This window comes from Nocardiopsis valliformis DSM 45023 (assembly GCF_000340985.1).
Taxonomy (GTDB): domain Bacteria; phylum Actinomycetota; class Actinomycetes; order Streptosporangiales; family Streptosporangiaceae; genus Nocardiopsis; species Nocardiopsis exhalans.
In genome coordinates this window covers 36,250-51,982 of record NZ_ANAZ01000005.1, presented here as the reverse complement: position 1 = coordinate 51,982, position 15,733 = coordinate 36,250, and the positions used below count along the sequence as shown (strand labels likewise).

12 protein-coding genes are annotated in these 15,733 nt (G+C 70.6%); 6 read left to right on the top strand and 6 right to left on the bottom strand.

Annotated elements, in window-relative coordinates:
* Nucleotides 1–17: 17 nt before the first annotated feature.
* Nucleotides 18–1,382 carry a glutamine synthetase family protein gene (locus D457_RS0106990; RefSeq protein WP_017579933.1) on the bottom strand — a complete coding sequence of 455 codons (1,365 nt, stop codon included), beginning with the start codon at nucleotides 1,380–1,382 and terminating at the stop codon, nucleotides 18–20.
* Between the two features lie 159 nt (nucleotides 1,383–1,541).
* On the opposite strand from D457_RS0106990, the gene D457_RS0106985 reads away from it, so the two are divergent.
* Both D457_RS0106985 and D457_RS0106980 read left to right on the top strand, forming a co-directional pair.
* Nucleotides 1,542–2,300, top strand: coding sequence for a FadR/GntR family transcriptional regulator (locus D457_RS0106985; protein WP_017579932.1), 759 nt, complete (start codon nucleotides 1,542–1,544; stop codon nucleotides 2,298–2,300).
* Nucleotides 2,301–2,640: 340 nt separating this feature from the next.
* Nucleotides 2,641–4,404 (top strand): TIGR03767 family metallophosphoesterase, encoded by a 1,764-nt coding sequence (locus D457_RS0106980; RefSeq protein WP_017579931.1) that lies wholly within the window; start codon nucleotides 2,641–2,643, stop codon nucleotides 4,402–4,404.
* Nucleotides 4,405–4,452: 48 nt separating this feature from the next.
* On the opposite strand, the gene D457_RS0106975 is transcribed toward D457_RS0106980, so the two are convergent.
* Nucleotides 4,453–5,358, bottom strand: a complete 906-nt coding sequence (locus D457_RS0106975) for an EamA family transporter (RefSeq protein ID WP_039831046.1) — start codon at nucleotides 5,356–5,358, stop codon at nucleotides 4,453–4,455.
* 112 nt (nucleotides 5,359–5,470) lie between these two features.
* On the opposite strand from D457_RS0106975, the gene D457_RS0106970 reads away from it, so the two are divergent.
* Entirely contained in the window at nucleotides 5,471–6,370 is a 900-nt protein-coding gene (locus D457_RS0106970; RefSeq protein WP_017579929.1) for a LysR family transcriptional regulator, read from the top strand.
* Nucleotides 6,371–6,396: 26 nt separating this feature from the next.
* On the opposite strand, the gene D457_RS0106965 is transcribed toward D457_RS0106970, so the two are convergent.
* The 4 genes from D457_RS0106965 to D457_RS0106950 form a co-directional block, all read right to left on the bottom strand.
* Complete coding sequence (locus D457_RS0106965) at nucleotides 6,397–7,461, bottom strand: glutathione S-transferase family protein (protein ID WP_017579928.1); 1,065 nt, start codon at nucleotides 7,459–7,461, stop codon at nucleotides 6,397–6,399.
* Nucleotides 7,462–7,597: 136 nt separating this feature from the next.
* Nucleotides 7,598–8,683, bottom strand: a complete 1,086-nt coding sequence (locus D457_RS0106960; protein ID WP_017579927.1) for a class I SAM-dependent methyltransferase — start codon at nucleotides 8,681–8,683, stop codon at nucleotides 7,598–7,600.
* A gap of 170 nt (nucleotides 8,684–8,853) precedes the next feature.
* Nucleotides 8,854–9,981, bottom strand: a complete 1,128-nt coding sequence (locus D457_RS0106955) for an NAD(P)-binding domain-containing protein (RefSeq protein ID WP_017579926.1) — start codon at nucleotides 9,979–9,981, stop codon at nucleotides 8,854–8,856.
* Between the two features lie 140 nt (nucleotides 9,982–10,121).
* Nucleotides 10,122–12,131: a prolyl oligopeptidase family serine peptidase gene (locus D457_RS0106950; protein WP_017579925.1), complete on the bottom strand. Its 2,010-nt coding sequence runs from the start codon at nucleotides 12,129–12,131 to the stop codon at nucleotides 10,122–10,124.
* 237 nt (nucleotides 12,132–12,368) lie between these two features.
* Between D457_RS0106950 and D457_RS0106945 the strand changes: the two genes are divergently transcribed.
* From D457_RS0106945 to D457_RS0106935, 3 genes are all read left to right on the top strand, one after another.
* Nucleotides 12,369–13,568, top strand: coding sequence for a cation:proton antiporter (locus tag D457_RS0106945; RefSeq protein WP_017579924.1), 1,200 nt, complete (start codon nucleotides 12,369–12,371; stop codon nucleotides 13,566–13,568).
* 485 nt (nucleotides 13,569–14,053) lie between these two features.
* Nucleotides 14,054–15,121 carry a DUF2157 domain-containing protein gene (locus D457_RS0106940; RefSeq protein WP_017579923.1) on the top strand — a complete coding sequence of 356 codons (1,068 nt, stop codon included), beginning with the start codon at nucleotides 14,054–14,056 and terminating at the stop codon, nucleotides 15,119–15,121.
* Nucleotides 15,122–15,177: 56 nt separating this feature from the next.
* Nucleotides 15,178–15,531, top strand: a complete 354-nt coding sequence (locus tag D457_RS0106935) for a group II intron maturase-specific domain-containing protein (protein WP_160167388.1) — start codon at nucleotides 15,178–15,180, stop codon at nucleotides 15,529–15,531.
* Nucleotides 15,532–15,733 lie beyond the last annotated feature (202 nt).

The window sequence follows — 15,733 nt, the reverse complement described above, 5'->3', positions numbered from 1 at the left end:
CCTGTCATCTGGATCCGCTACATCCGCTCGAAGCCGCGGAACATCTCCCAGTCGGTGACGGCGGCGTCGAAGGCCGCCAGTTCGACGCGGGCGCGGTTGGCGTAGTGGGCGACGACCTCCTCGCCGAAGGCCTCGCGGGCCAGCGCGCTGCCCTCCCACAGTTCCAGGGCCTCGCGCAGGGTGGTGGGGACGGTGGGCAGGCCCGAGGTGTAGGCGTTGCCGGTGAGTGGCTCGCCCGGTTCGATGCCGTGCTCGACCCCGTGCAGTCCGGCCGCGACCATGGCGGCGCTGGCCAGGTAGGGGTTCACATCGCCGCCGGGGACCCGGTTCTCCACCCGCAGCGAGGGCCCGTGGCCGACCACCCGCAGCGCGCAGGTGCGGTTGTCGTGGCCCCAGGCGACGGTGGTGGGCGCGAAACTGCCCGGGACGAAGCGCTTGTAGGAGTTGATGTTGGGCGCCAGCAGCAGGGTGAGCTCGCGCAGCGCGGCGAGCTGGCCGCCCAGGAAGTGGCGGCCGGTCTCCGACAGCCCCCGCCCCTCGGCCATGACGGGGGTTCCGTCGTCGTCGCGCAGTGAGAGGTGGATGTGGCAGGAGTTGCCCTCGCGGTCGTTGGGTTTGGCCATAAAGGTGAGCGACATGCCCTCCTGCGCGGCGATCTCCTTGGCGCCGTTCTTGTAGACGCTGTGCTGGTCGCAGGTGCGCTGGACCTCGTCGTAGCGGAAGGCGATCTCGTGCTGGCCGAGGTTGCACTCGCCCTTGGCCGACTCCACGTACAGTCCGGCGCCGGTCATCTCGTTGCGGACGCGGCGCAGCAGGGGTTCGACGCGTGCGCCGCCCAGGACCGAGTAGTCGACGTTGTACTGGTTGGCGGGGGTGAGGTCGCGGTAGGCGCTGTTCCAGGCCTGTTCGTAGGTGTCACGGTAGACCACGAACTCGAGTTCGGTGCCCGCGTAGGCCTGCCAGCCGTGTTCGGCGAGGCGTTGGCGCTGGTGGTCCAGGACTTGGCGGGGCGAGGCCGCGACCGGGCTGCCGTCGTGCCAGGTGAGGTCGGCGGTGACCATGACCGCACCCTCGGCCCAGGGGGTGCGCCGCAGGGTGGACAGGTCCGGTGCCATCACGAAGTCGCCGTAGCCGGTCTCCCAGGAGGACATGGCGTACCCGTCGACGGTGTTCATGTCCACGTCCACGGCGAGCAGGTAGTTGCAGCCCTCCGTGCCGTGCTCGAGGGTCTCCTCCAGGAAGTAGCGGGCGGAGAGCCGTTTGCCCTGGAGGCGGCCCTCCATGTCGGTGAAGGCGACCAGGACGGTGTCGACCTCGCCGGAGGCGGCCTCGATTCTGAGTTGGTCCAGCGACAGTGGGGGGAGGCTGCCGTTCGTTCGCACCTGGTGCTCCTTGTCAGCGTCATGACGTCTGGGAGTATGGTTCGACTTCAGACCAATGGTGGAACATGCAACCAGGAGCCCTCCGGAGCTGTCAATGGTTTGCCTGATCGGGATAGACCTGTCCGCGTATCACCGACAGGAAAGGGAAAAGGAACAAAAATGCACCATTCAGACAGCGGTCCGGCCGCGGACGGCGGCCTGACCGGGGTCGCGGCCCAGGCCGTGTTCCGCCCCGTGCGCACCGGGAACCCGTTCGAGGAGACGGTGGAGCGGCTGCTGTCCGCGATCCGGTTGGGTGTGGTCGGGCACGGGGAGCGCTTTCCCGCCGAGCGCGAACTCGCCGCGCGGCTCGGGGTCAGCCGGGTCATCCTCCGCGACTCCCTGCGCGCCCTCCAGGAGGCCGGGTACGTGGAGTCCAGGCGCGGGCGGTTCGGCGGCGCCTTCGTCACGTACGTGCGTCCCAAACCGAGCCGGAGCGAGGCCCAGCGGGTCCTGCGGGACACCGGCACCGACCTGGACGACCTGTTCACCCACCGCCGGGCCCTGGAGACCGGGGCGGCCGTGGTGCTGGCCGAGAAGGGGCTCACCCCCGAGCAGGACCGGCTGCTCACCGAGCGGCTGGCGGCGGTGGAGGCGGCCGAGGTGGCGGACTACCGGCGCCTGGACACGGTCCTGCACCTGACCCTGGCCGAACTCACCGGTTCCGCCTCGCTCACCCGATCCCTCACCGAGGTGCGGATGCGCGTGAACGACCTGCTTGACGCCATGCCCATGCTGGTGCGCAACCTGGAGCACAGCAACATCCAGCACCGGGAGATGGTCCAGGCGGTCCGGGACGCCGACCCCGAGGCGGCGGTGCGCGCGGTACGCGAACACCTGGAGGGCAGCGAGGCCCTCATCCGGGGCTTCCTCACCTGAGGCCCGAGTCGCACCCGGGACGGCATTGGCCGCATCCGGCCAAACGTGAGAAGCACTCACCTTTATGACGGTTCATCACGGCCCAGGAGAACAGCCCGCCACACGCCGCCGACGTACGCGCGGACGCCGGACGATCACTCTCGGTAGGGCATCGTCGCGGGAGCGGTGACCGGAACGAGCCGAACTGGTGATCGTACCCACCCCGCCTCAGGCCGCACCGCACCGGGGCCGACACCGGTGGCCGCTCCCCCGTTGCCCCCTGCCCTGACTCAGGCCTTTAATGACGGCGCCCCCGCTCTCCTCACAGGCCCCCGGCAGGGCCGAAAGGACGCCGCCACCCATGGCTTCCCTCAACCGGCGCGGATTCCTCACCGCCTCCGCAGGCCTCGGGTTCGCCCTCGGTCCGCCCGCTCTCCCCGTCTCCGCCGCGACCCACGACAAGCTCATCCGGCAGACCCTCGACCGGATCACCGACCCCGAGGGCACCACCTTCGCCCAGGTCGCCTCCCCCGTCGGCGACGGCTACCAGCTGCTCACCGCCGGACCCGGCTGGCCGCTGGAGGTCCGCGAGGACCTGGTCCCCGCCCAGTCCGGTCGCGACGAACGGCGCGAGCCGCTGGCCGCCTTCGTGCAGTTCACCGACCTGCACGTGCTGGACGTGCAGAGCCCGGTGCGGTTCGAGTACACCCACCCCATCATCGGTTCCAGCGCGCACCGGCCGCAGGAGGCGCTCGCCATGGTGGGCGCTTCGGCGCTGGTCAAGAGGGTGAACTCGCTCCGGAACGGCCCGGTGACCGGCCGCCCCTTCGACTTCATGATGACCACGGGCGACAACACCGACAACCACGAGGAGATCGAGCTCGACTGGCTCATGACGATCCTCAACGGGGGCTCGCTCACACCGGACACCGGTGACCCCGGGCGGTTCGAGGGCGTGCAGAACTGCGGCTCCGGGCTGTACTGGCAGCCGGAGAGCCAGAGCCCGGACCGCTACAAGGACCGGGGCGGCTTCCCCCACCTGCCCGGTTACCTGGCCGCCGCCACGGCCGAATTCCACAGCCCTGGGCTGGACGTGCCCTGGTACTGCACCATCGGCAACCACGACAACACCCCGGCGGGGACCCTGCCCGCTCGCACCCTGGGCGACGTCTACGTCGGCGACCGCAAGCTGATGTTCGCCGACGACGACGTCACCGAGCAGATGGCCGAGGCCATGACCGAGGAGGACCAGCTCGGCGACATCCCCGACGAGGTCGAGAACCCCGACGACGCCGACACGATGTCCACCGCCGCGCTGACCTCCACCGTCACCCCGGACGAGCGGCGCAGGCCCTTCGACACCGCGGGTTTCGTCGCCGCCCACCTGGCGGAGGCCAACACCGGCCCCGGGCCGGTCGGGCACGGCTACACCGAGGACAACGCGGACGGAGTGGACTGCTTCTACACCTTCCCGATCGCCGAGGGCGTCACCGGGATCAGTATGGACACGACCACGCTCGCGGGGCTGGCCAACGGTTCCATCGGCAAGCGGCAGTACGACTGGCTGGAGAGGACCCTGCGCGCGTCCAGCTCGGTCTACTACGACCTGCTCGGCCGCCGACGCACCCAGCAGGTGACCGACGAGCTGTTCGTGCTGTTCAGCCACCACACCAGTGGCACGATGAACAACCCGCTGCCGGACCGGCGTCGCCCGGCCGAACTCCGCTACACCGGCGAGATCCTGGTGGCCATGCTCAAGCGTTACCCCAACGTCCTGGCCTGGGTGAACGGCCACACCCACTACAACAGGGTGCGGGCGCACACCTCCCGCGTCCCGGAGCGCGGGTTCTGGGAGATCAACACCGCCTCGCACATCGACCACCCGCAGCTGGCCCGCAGCATCGAGATCGTGGACAACGCGGACGGCACGATGTCGCTGTTCACCACCCTGTTGGAGGCCGACAGCCCCTACCAGGTGGACCACGGCGACTTCTCCGTGGAGGGTCTGGCCTCGCTGTACCGGGAGCTGTCCGTGAACGACCTGTACGCCGACCCGGCCAACTACGGCGGTCCCCAGGACCGCAACGTCGAACTCCTGGTCGCCGCCCACCACCCGGCTCGCTAGCGCAGTCCGGCAGTCCGGCAGTCCGGCAGTCCGCTCAACACCGCTGGCTCAGCGCGGGTTCCCCGCAGGTTCCGGGGAGCCCGCACCCACCGCCTTGCTCGATCGTCCGCCCAGCGCCGTGAGCGCCACCCCGCCCACCAGGAGCAGCGCGGCCACCAGGCTCAGCGGGCTAACGGCCTCACCGAGGAACAGGGCCGCCGAGGCCATCCCGAACACCGGCACCAGCAGCGAGTAGGGCGCCACGGCGGAGGCCTCGTTCTGCCGCAGCAGGTACCCCCAGGCACCGAAGCCGAACACCGTGGCCGCCCAGGCCACGAAGAGGATCGCGCCCACCCCGGCCAGGTCCAGACCCCGCACCGCGGCCAGCCCCGCCTCAGGCCCTTCCACCAGCAGGGACAGCGCGAACAACGGCAGCGGTGGCACCACGCTGACCCAGACCATCCAGCTCAGCGCGTCCGGTGGGGCCGCCCTGCGGGTGATCACGTTGGACAGTCCCCAGAACGCCGCGGCCGCCACGACCAGCGCGAACGCGGTCAGCGGCCCCGAGCCGCCGTGGTCGTAGGCGGCGACCCCAATTCCGCACAGGGCGACGCCCATCCCGAGGTAGCGGACTGGGCGCAGGCTCTCCCGCAGGAAGAGCACCGCGAAGAAGGCGGTGAACACCGCCTGGACCTGGAGGACCAGCGAGGTCAGCCCGGCGGGCATGCCGAGGTCCATGCCGGTGAAGACCAGCCCGAACTTGGCCACCCCCAGCACCAGCCCCACCAGGACGATCCAGCCGAACGCGACCCCGGGGCGGCGTACGAAGAAGACCGCGGGCAGGGCGGCCGCCAGGAACCGCAGGGCGGAGAACAGCAGCGGCGGGAAGTGGTCGAGGCCGACTTCGATCACGACGAAGTTGACCCCCCACACGGCCGCGACAAGCACGGCGAGAAGGGAGTGACGCAGAGGCATGGAACCGATCATGGCGTCGCCCCGGCTTTAGCACCAGCGAAACCTCCTACTAGGTTGGTTTCAGCACTGCTTAAGAATTCGCCTACGGTCCCGCCGCCCGGAAGGAGTTCCCGTGCTCGACCTCTCCCGGCTCCGGGCCCTGCACGCGGTTCACGTGCACGGTTCGGTCAGCGCCGCGGCCAAGGCACTCGGCTACACGCCCTCGGCCGTCTCCCAGCAGGTCACCAAACTCGAACGGGAGACCGGCACCCCGCTCCTGGAACGCCAGGGGCGCGGGGTGGTGCTCACCGACGCCGCGGGCATGCTCGTGGACAGGACTGCCCGGATGCTCGCCATCATGGAGACCGCCGAGGTGGCGCTGGAGGAACAGCGCGGCAGGCCTTCGGGAAGGCTGACCGTAGCCGCCTTCTCCACTGCGGCCCGCGGTCTGCTCCCCCGCCCCCTGGCCGAGCTCACCCGCAGGTACCCCGACCTGGATCTGCGGGTGGTCGAGGAGGATCCGCACGCCACCCCGCACATGGTCGCGCAGGGAACCGTGGACCTGGCCGTCGTGCACGACTGGGACATCGCGCCGATGACCGTCCCCGACGGGGTGGTGCGCACCGTGCTCGGCGAGGACCGGTGCGACGTCGTCCTGCCCCGCGATCACCCCCTCGCCGCGCTGCCGGTGCTGAACCGGAAGGACGTGGCCGCGGCCCGCTGGATCTGCCAACCGCCCGGGACGGTCTGCCACGACTGGCTGATGCGCACGTTGCGCCCGGTCCGCGCCGAACCGGATGTCGCGCACTTCGTGGCCGAGTACCAGACCCAGATCGCCCTGGTCGAGGTCGGTCTGGGCATCGCGATCGTCCCCCGCCTGGGCCGGGGTTCCGTTCCCGACACCCTGGTGGTCAAGCCCCTGGAACCCACCCCGGTGCGCGGGGTCTCGGCCCTCTGGCGCGAGGGCACCTCCCGCCGACCGGCCGTCACCGAAACCGTGCGCCTGCTACGCGAACACACGATGCTCCTCTGAGCTGCCGCCTTCGACGGACCGCACGCTCAGCTCTTCGGGACGGACCAGTCGTCTCCGGCCGGGCGGTCCTGTTCGGCCAGGGGTCGGAGGCGTTCGTCGGTCGGGACCGGGCCGGGCGGGGTGCCCTCGCCGAAGGGGCTGCCGCCGAGCGTCTCGCGGCCGTGCTCGGTGAGCCAGCCGCGGGGGTCGGGGCCGATCGCGATCACTCCGGTCGGGTTGAACGCCGTGTGCACACGGTAGTAGTGGGCTCTGATGTGCTCGAACTCGGTGGTGTCCCCGAACCCCGGGGTCTGGTAGAGGTCGCGCGCGTAGGCCCACAACGCCGGGTACTCGACGAGCTTGCGGCGGTTGCACTTGAAGTGGCCGTGGTAGACCGCGTCGAAGCGCACCAGAGTGGGCCACAGGCGCAGGTCGGCCAGGGTGATGTGGTCGCCCACCAGGTAGCGGCGGCCGGTGAGGCGCTCCTCCAGGGCGTCCAGCCGGTCGAAGACCGCGGCCACCGCCCGGTCGTAGCGTCGCTGGTCAGGGGCGAACCCGGAGCGGTAGACGCCGTTGTTGAGGTCCTGGTAGACCACCGCGCTCACGGCGTCGATCTCCTCGCGCAGCGCCGCCGGGTACAGGTCCGGCGCTCCCTCCCTGACGTGGGACCCCCACTCGGTGGCCATGTCCACGCTGAGCTGGTTGTAGTCGTTGGACAGCAGGTGCCCGCTGGGGATGTCGACCAGCCCGGGCACGCCCACGCCGCCGTCGTACTCCGGGTCGCGGGCGAGGTAGGCCTCGCGCAGGGCGTGGATGCCCAGGACCGGGTCCTTGTCGCCGAGGCTGCCGGTGCGTTCGGTGAACACCCAGTGCGGATCGCCCTCGATGATCTCCTGGACCGGGTCGGTCACGGCCAGCGAGACCGCCTCCTCCAGCCCCATGAGCCGCCGGGTCAGCACCACCCTGTGCGCCCACGGGCACGCCCGGCTGACGATCAGCCGGTAGCGGCCCGGCTCCGCGGTGAACCCGAAGCGACCGTCCGCCGTGACCCGGTCGGCGAAGGCCGCCGGTTCCCGTTCGATCTCCTCGGTGGGAAGCTTGTTGGCCCGCATACTCGCTACCTCCGGCGCTCAGGGAACTGGATCCGCATCCGATCCTAGGTCCCGGGCGGACGCCGAAGGCAGTTGTCCACAGGGCGTTCCCAGCCTGGTCGGGGCCACCGCCGGGAGAAGGGAACGCGAGCGTCCCTCACATCTTCTTCGCGACGTAGCAGGAGTCGAGGGGGTCGGTGTCGATCTCCATGACCCGCACCTCCCCGAAGCCCGCCTCCGCGAGCATCGCGCGGGCCTTCTGCTCGCCCCAGGCGGTGCCCAGACCGTCGCCGTCCAGGGCCAGCGACACGGTCATGCAGTGCATCAGGGACACCGTGTACAGGAAGGTGCCCAACGGCATGTCCATGTTCTCGTGCAGGTGGCTGGAGGCCCTGACGTCCACCATCAGGAGACCGCCGCCAGGGCGCAACGCCTGGTGGGCAGCGGCCAGGACCTGGGCGGGGTGGGCCTGATCGTGGATGCTGTCGAACGCCGTGACCAGGTCGAACTCCTCCGTGACCCCGAGGTCGGCCACGTCGCGCGACTCGAAGCGCACGTTGGACAGCCGCATCGCGTCGGCCTCGCCCCGGGCGAAGGCCAGGGCCTCGTCGTTGAAGTCGTAGCCGACGAAGGAGCTGTCGGGGTAGGTGCGCCCCATGACGTTGACCGCGTGCCCGCGTCCGCAACCGATGTCGGCCACGTCGATGCCCATGGCCAGGCGCTCGGGCAAGCCGTCCATCATCGGCAGGAGGGTGTTGATCAGGGAGGTGTCCACGACCTCGCCGCTCATCTCGGCCATGACCTCGTGGAAGCGCGTGTAGGCGCTGTAGGGCACTCCCCCGCCGTGGCGGAAGGCGTCCTCGACCTTCTCGTCCACGGAGGCCAGCAGGGGCACGACCGCCATGAACCGGGCGAGGTTGTCGGTCCCGGCCGCACGGGTGAGACAGGCTGCGTGTTCGGGCGGCAGCAGGTAGGTGTCGGCCTGCGGGTCGTAGTCGACCAGGCGGGCCATGGTGGCCCCGGCCAACCACTCGCGCATGTAGCGCTCGTTCAGCTGGGCGGCCTCGGCGATCTGCGCACAGGTCATGGCACCGCGCCCCGCCATGGTGTCGAAGATCCCGAGCCGGTGCCCCAGGCTGATCAGCAGGGAGGTGCTCGCGGTGTCCAGGACCTCGACCATGCGGTTGGCGAACTCCTCCGCCCGTGCCTGGTCCAAGGTCGTTTCGGTGCTGTGAGCGGTCATGACGGTCACCCCGCATGGATGAGGAACCCGCCTGCGGCGGGCCGTTGACGGGGGCCGTGACACGAGCCACGGGCGTACCACCCGCCAACTCGATAACCGGACATTCTACTCCTGGCCCTCTCGCGCACCACAGGGTCTTTCGCCCCCGAGAACCCGGTGGCCGAGAGTGGTCAATCCGCCTCGGTCCCGGTCGGGGCCCCGGTCAGTGTCCCGGCCTCGGAGCGGAGTTCGTCCAGCACCTGGCGGGCGATCGTGCGACCGGCCCGGTTGGCGCCGATGGTGCTGGCCTGTGGACCGAACCCGGCCAGGAACAAGCCCGGTTCGCGGGTGGACCGCCCGTTCTCCACCCGGACTCCGCCGCCGGGCTCGCGCAGCCGCAACGGCGCCAGGTGGGTGAGTTCGGCCCGGAACCCGGTAGCCCAGATGATGGCGTCGACCGCTTCGAAGGACCCGTCGGCCCAGCGGACCCCGTCGGGGTCGATCGCGCTGAACATGGGCCTGGCCACCAGGAGACCCCTGTCCCGGGCCGCGAGGTTCTCGGGGGTGGCGGGCAGCCCGGTGCCGTGGATGATACTGGGCAGCGGCAGCCCCGCCCGGGCCGCCTCATCCGCCTGCCGCACAGCGCGGACCCCGCCCTCGGGGTCGTCGGTGAACTCGACCGGCCGCCGGGTGGCCCAGACCATGCCCGCGGCCACGCCCTCCAGTTCGCGCAGGAACCCCACCGCCGAGGTGCCCCCGCCGACCACCAGCACCCGCATCCCGGCGAAGTCCTCGGCCGCCCGGTACTGCGGGGTGGAGATCTGCACGCCGCGGAAGTCCGCGGCCCCGGCGAAGTAGGGCCGGAAGGGCCGCGCCCAGGTGCCGCTGGCGTTGACCACCACCCGCGCCCGCACGTCGCCCTTGTCGGTCGCGACGAGAAACCCCGCCTCCTCCGCACGGACCGCGCCGACCCGGATCGGCCGCAGGACGTTGAGCCCGAACCACCGCTCGTAGCGTTCGTAGTAGTCGCGCACCACGTCCCGGGCTGGCCTCGACGCATCCGCGGTGGCGAAGCTCAAGCCCGTCTCCCGCATCCCTGGCAGGTCGTGGACCCTGTGCGCGTCGTCCAGGCGCAGCGCGTCCCAGCGGAACTGCCAGGCCCCGCCCGCGTCGGGCCCCCGGTCCAGGACCACGAACCCGGCCCCTGGTTCGAGCCCCATCCTCCGCAGGTGCCACGCCACCGACAGCCCGGCCTGCCCGGCCCCTACCACCACGACGTCCACCGCGCCCGGCAGCGCGCCTTCCCGAACTTCCGCCACGACCGATCCTCCCGTCGTCCGCCGACAGTCAAGAACAACAGAGGGGCCTGGTTCATGCCGGGCCAGCGCCTCCGGCGGCGGTCACCACCGCGCAGGTGTCGCTCCACCCACGCACCCGGCCGGCGGGGGCGGAGCGGTGCTCACCAGGGCAGGGTGTCGGGGACCGGGTCGGCGCCCAGGACGTGCTGGTCGCAGAAGGCCAGCACCGTCTCGTTCCACACGCGGCTGTTGGACGGGGTGAGCACCCCGTGGTTCTCGCCGGTCAGCTGTAGGAACCGGTGCGGCATCGTCTCCGGCGGGCCGTCCCAGGCCGAGACCAGGTCCCACCACATCCGCAGGGCCTCGCTGATCGGCACCCGGTAGTCCCGGTTGCCGTGGGTGATCAGCACCGGTGTGGACACCAGCGCCGCGCTCAGGTGCGGAGAGTTGTTCAGGTACCACTCCGGCTGCTCGTCCTCGTGGCCGTGGACGCGCATCTTGTGCGCGGCCGCGTCGGTGGTGCGGTGCTGCTGGCCCATCGCCCACGACCCGGCGTGGGTGACGACCGCCGAGAAGCGGTCCGTGTGCCCGGCGATCCAGCTGGCCATGAAGCCGCCGAAGGAGGCGCCGAGCACCGCTGTGCGGGAACCGTCCAGGTCCGGGCGCTCCAGCGCGGTGTCGAGCAGTGCCTCGCACTCCGTGAAGACCACGTCCGGACGCCGGGGCCAGCCGCGGTTCATTCCGGCGTGCCCGTAGCCGGTGGACATGGCGGGGTCGGGCATCAGCACGGCGTAGCCGCGGGCGACCGCCAGCCACGGGCACCAGCGCCAGGACCACGCGTTGAAGGAACCGTGCGGGCCGCCGTGGATCCACAGCATCGTCGGGGCCGGTGCGGTCTCGTCAGCGGTGTCGGGCAGGCACAGCCATCCGCCGACGTGTACGCCGTCGACCTCGGTTCGCACCCGTTCCAGCCGGCCCGGCAGCGCCGCCACCGCTCCAGGGGCCGGGAGCTCGCGCACTTCACCACCGGGGGTGATCCGGACCGGCCGCGGCGGGGTGGTGACATCGGAGCGCAGCGCGTACACGGACCCGTCCGGGGCGGGGGCCAGGCAGGTGAACACGCCGGCCTCCGCCAGGGGCCGTACCTCCGCGGTGCGCGGGTCGACGGCCAGCACCGCCCCGGAGGAGTGCAGGTCACCGGCGACCAGCAGGGTGCCGTCGTGGCTCCAGGCGTACTCCCTGAACGTGAGGTCGCCGAGGTCGGCGATCACCGGTTCCCCGCCCGTCAGCGGGTGGATCTCCAGGTAGCCGTAGCTGGTGTCGGTGGGCGTGGACACCATGATCCGCTTCACCACGAGGCGGGCGCCGTCCGGGGAGAACAGCGGCGAGCCGTACTCCCGGTGGTCGTCGGCGGCCATCAGGGTGGTGCGTTCGCGGGTCCCGGTGTCGATGAGGACGATACCGGTACGGGTCTGCCCGCCCCGGACCCGTTCGGTCCAGGTCGTCGCGACGGTGCTGCCGTCCGGGGACAGGTCGGCCGAAGCGCTGATCAGGGCCACGGTGTCGGCGTCTTCGGTGAGATCGCTGACCTCTCCTCCGGGGGAGACGAGCACCAGGCGCGGGCTGACGTCGCCGAGTTCGCGGTCCCAGTGGCGGATCGGCATGCCGGTGTGCCAGATGGCGCTCTGCTTGGCGTCCTTGCGGGCCTTGCGGCGCTCGGCGTCGTCGTCCAGGGTGGCCCCGGCCAGCACGCTGGTCGTCGCGAGGATCGAGCCGTCGTCCGCGATCCCGACGATGCCGAGGCCGCCGGGGGCCGAGGCGACCAGGTGCGCTTCCCCGTGCGCGGGCAGGCGCCAGACGGCGTTGGTGCCCTTCTCTGCCTCGTCCTCCGGATCCGGACGACGCGAGGTGAACAGGAGCGAACCGTCGGGGGCGAACCGCGGCGCGCTCTCCCCGTCCTTGGTGAAGGTCAGTCTGCGGGCCGGAAGCCGTCCCTGCGGGTCGAGCGCCCACAGAGCCGACCTGAGCTTGGACCCGTGCTCGTCGGGTTCGGCGATCGAGGCGACCACCTGACCGTCGCCTCCGGCTGCCACAGCGGAAATCCTGGGGATGCGGGTGAAGGCGTCGATGTCGGTGAAATCGGAGAAGGGGGCATGTTTCGGTGAGGGCACCGGGTCACGGTACTACCCCGCCGCGGACGCAGAAAGAGACCCGGTTCAGGTTCATCGCGGAGGGCGGGTGCACCACCGCGGTCCCCTTCACCCGCGGCGGGTTGAAGCCCGCTGGAGCCGAGGGGATCACTGCCGCGACTCACCCGGTCGAGGAGGAAAGCAGCTCCCAGGCAGGTGTTAGGTCAAGGACGATCCCGCTTCCGAGCAGGTCAGCCCCTTCTTCGTTAGCATTCCCGGATGGCCGAGACACACATGCTCGTGGACAATCTGGCGTCGATGTGGTGGATCGCCCTGGCGGCGGTGCTCGGTCCGGTACTGGCGTTGGCCACCCGGCGCAAGGTGCCGGACGTGGTCTGGTTGCTGGTGTTCGGCACGATCATCGGCCCGCACGCCCTGGGGCTGGCCGCCGAGACCGAAGCGGTCCACTTCCTGCGGGAGCTCGGCCTGGGTTTCCTGTTCCTGTTGGCTGGCTTCGAGGTCAACACCACCGACATGCGCGGCAGGCAGGGCAGGCACGCCGCCCTGACCTGGGGTCTGTGCGCCCTGCTGGGCTTCGGAGCGGGGATGCTCCTGTTGGAGGGGGACGTGCATGTCGCGATCGTGCTGGCGATCGCCTCGACGTCGACGGCTCTGGGAACCCTGCTGCCCATCCTCAAGGACTCCGGTGCGATGGGAACGCCGTTGGGGCGGGCCACCATGGTCCACGGCGCCTACGGTGAGCTCCTGCCGATCGTGGCGATGTCACTGCTGTTGTCCACCCGGGGCACCTGGCAGGCCGCCGCGGTCCTGGTCCTGTTCTCCGTGGCCGCGGTGGCGGTGGTGATGGTCCCCGGGCGTTTCTTCAGCCGGCTCCCCCTGCTGAGGAGGGCCTTCGCGGACGCCTCCAACACGACCATGCAGACCACTCTGCGCGTCACCGTGCTGGTCCTGGTGACGCTCATGCTGCTGACCGCCGTGCTCGAACTCGACGTCGCCCTGGGCGCCTTCGCGGCGGGTCTGCTGCTGAACGCCGCGCTCAGCGCCACGGCTCCCGAACACGCGGCCGAGATCATGCACAAGGTCGAGATCGTCGGATTCAGTCTGCTGATCCCGGTGTTCTTCGTGACCAGCGGTATGAGCATCGACCTTTCCGCCGTCGCCGCCCAGTGGCCCCTGCTGCTCGGCTTCGTCGCCGTGATCCTGATGGTGCGCGGGCTGCCGGTCTTCCTCCGGGAACGGTGGACCACGACGCACTCCGGGTTGACGGCCAGGGGCGACCAGGCCGCACTCGGTCTGTACGCGGCGACGGGTCTGCCCATCATCGTGGCCGTGACCCAGGTCGCGGTGTCCTCGGGGGTCATCGACGGCACCGTCGCCTCCGTCATGGTCACCGCCGGAGCCATCACGGTCCTGCTCTTCCCGTTCGTGGCCGCACGCTTGACGTCCTCCCCGGGCTGAACGACTCTGTTCGAGAACACGCGAACCGGTCACTTCTGAGCCCTTGGGGTACCGCTCCGCCCAGTGTCGGGTCCCCCGGAAGCGGTGCGATGTCACTGGAACCCCGAACGGGGTGAGCTCTGGCACGGCTCCATCTCCATCGACCACGAGGTACGGGAACCGGCGCAGCCGCTACCGAGGGCTGGCCCGGACCCGACTTCCCCCATGCTGACCGGGTGCGCGATCAACGTGAGGAGGATCGACGCCCGCCTGCGCGGTCTCTCTGTCGCGGGCACGCGTACCAGGTGTGCCTACACGATTCCCTGATCGGCCACCCGACCTCCCTTGTGCCCGACCACACGGCGCTCTGAGTATCCATGCTCAGGACAGCGCGTCCGTTTTGCGTTGGGATGGGTGATGCTGGCCCCAGTCACCAAGGCATCCGCACCGCGGGGCCGGGGCGGACGGCAGAGGGCGGTACGTAGGCGATGGGAAGGCGGCACCTGATGGAGGCACGCGATGGGGACCACGCTGAGGCATTGCGCAGGCTGGTCGAACAGGGGGTGATCGACCGCGGGCAGGCCGACGCGGTCGTCGCCGCTCTGGAGGCGACCGAGGGGCGCTCCGAGACGAAGAGCCGCTGGGCGGAGGTATTGGGCTATGTCGGCGGCGGTCTGGTGCTGGCGGCCGTGGCCACGTTCATGGCCACCGCATGGGACGTCTTGGACGTAGGCGTGCGGATCACCCTGCTCGCGGTGGTCGCCGCCGTGCTCGTCGGCGCGGGGTTCGCCATGGCCGGAGGCCGGTCCCTGCTGCTCCGGTCTGCGGAGACCGCCCCGGTCCGCCGCCGGATCGGTGGCGCCCTGTTCGCGTTGGCGTCGCTCTCCGCGGCCTTCGCCGTCGCCGAAGCCATGGAGGAAGCACTGCCACCCGAGTTCGTACCGAGCGCTGCCACCTGGGCATCCGCTGCCGGGCTGGCCGTTGCCGTGACCGCCTACGCGCTGCTGCGCTCCGCGCCCGGGCTGGTGGCCGTTTGGGGCATGAGCGCATTCCTCGTCGGTTTCGGAGTGCAGGAGGTGGTCTACGAGATCGTCGGCTCGGACAGCAGGAGCGGATTCTCCTCCACCGGGTGGGAGACCGCGTCCTCGGCAGCCGGTGCGGGTCTGCTCCTCCTCGGCGTGGTGGGGATCGCCCTCGCGGTGGTTGGCGTGCTGCGCGAGCAGGGGACCGCGGTCGGGCTCGGCGCGGTGACCTCCTACACGGGTGCGCTGATGCTGGAAACGCCGGTGAACCACGTCGCCGAACTCGCCGTCACGGCGGGCCTGTTCACCCTGTTCGCGCTCTGGCACTCGACGGCGCGCGGACCCGGCTCGGCGCTCGTGTTCGGCGTCCTCGCCGCCACGGTCGCGGTTCCGCGGCTCGTCTGGGAGCTCACCGACGGTGAGGTGTCGGCAGCCGGTGTCCTACTCGTCGCGGGCGCCGTACTACTCATCGCCAGCGCGGTCGGCATCCGCCTCCGCCACCGGGCCGCCGCGAAACCGGCCCGCCCCCGCACGGAACCGGACACCCCGTAGCCCTCGGCCACGCCCCCGGCTTTGGCCAGACCCTCGCCGCGCGGCCCATCCGCTCGGTGAAGGACACGACCCGTGCCCTGACCCGCAGGACGTCACAGGCTGATCCCAAAGACGTGCTGGTCCGACTCAACCGGATGATGCACGGCTGGGCAACCTACTTCCGGCATGCCATCGCCCAGCACACGTTCCGGATGCTGGGGTCCTTCCTCTGGCATCGCGTGATCATGTGGCTCAAGACGATGCACCGCTGTTCGTGGAAGGACGTCCGCAGCTGGCTCCTTGGCCCGCACGGGTCGTGGCTGCCGGTCAGCGCGGACGGGATCGAGTTGATCAATCTGGCGCGGACACCGGTGATTATCCGGTACCGCTACCGGGGCGACATGATTCCCGGTGCCTGGCCCACAGCCTGAGAACAAGCCCGATGAGGAGCCGTGGAGAGCCCGGTACTCGGAGACGGGTACGCCGGGTTCGGCGAGCGGCCTGGAGAAACGGGCTGGTGGCGACACCGGAACCGCGCTCCAGGCCGACTCAACCGTGGCGGCGTTCGATCTTGCCCTGTGTCAACGGCTCGGTAGCCGAGGTGGCCGTGTAGGCAGGTGAGGGACATGAGTC

Bases quoted from the DNA above. Each gene is read 5' to 3' on its own strand.
- D457_RS0106985 (WP_017579932.1), top strand. From the start codon at position 1,542: ATGCACCATTCAGACAGCGGTCCGGCCGCGGACGGCGGCCTGACCGGG.
- D457_RS0106980 (WP_017579931.1), top strand. From the start codon at position 2,641: ATGGCTTCCCTCAACCGGCGCGGATTCCTCACCGCCTCCGCAGGCCTC.
- D457_RS0106975 (WP_039831046.1), bottom strand. From the start codon at position 5,358: ATGCCTCTGCGTCACTCCCTTCTCGCCGTGCTTGTCGCGGCCGTGTGG.
- D457_RS0106965 (WP_017579928.1), bottom strand. From the start codon at position 7,461: ATGCGGGCCAACAAGCTTCCCACCGAGGAGATCGAACGGGAACCGGCG.
- D457_RS0106960 (WP_017579927.1), bottom strand. From the start codon at position 8,683: ATGACCGCTCACAGCACCGAAACGACCTTGGACCAGGCACGGGCGGAG.
- D457_RS0106945 (WP_017579924.1), top strand. From the start codon at position 12,369: ATGGCCGAGACACACATGCTCGTGGACAATCTGGCGTCGATGTGGTGG.
- D457_RS0106940 (WP_017579923.1), top strand. From the start codon at position 14,054: ATGGAGGCACGCGATGGGGACCACGCTGAGGCATTGCGCAGGCTGGTC.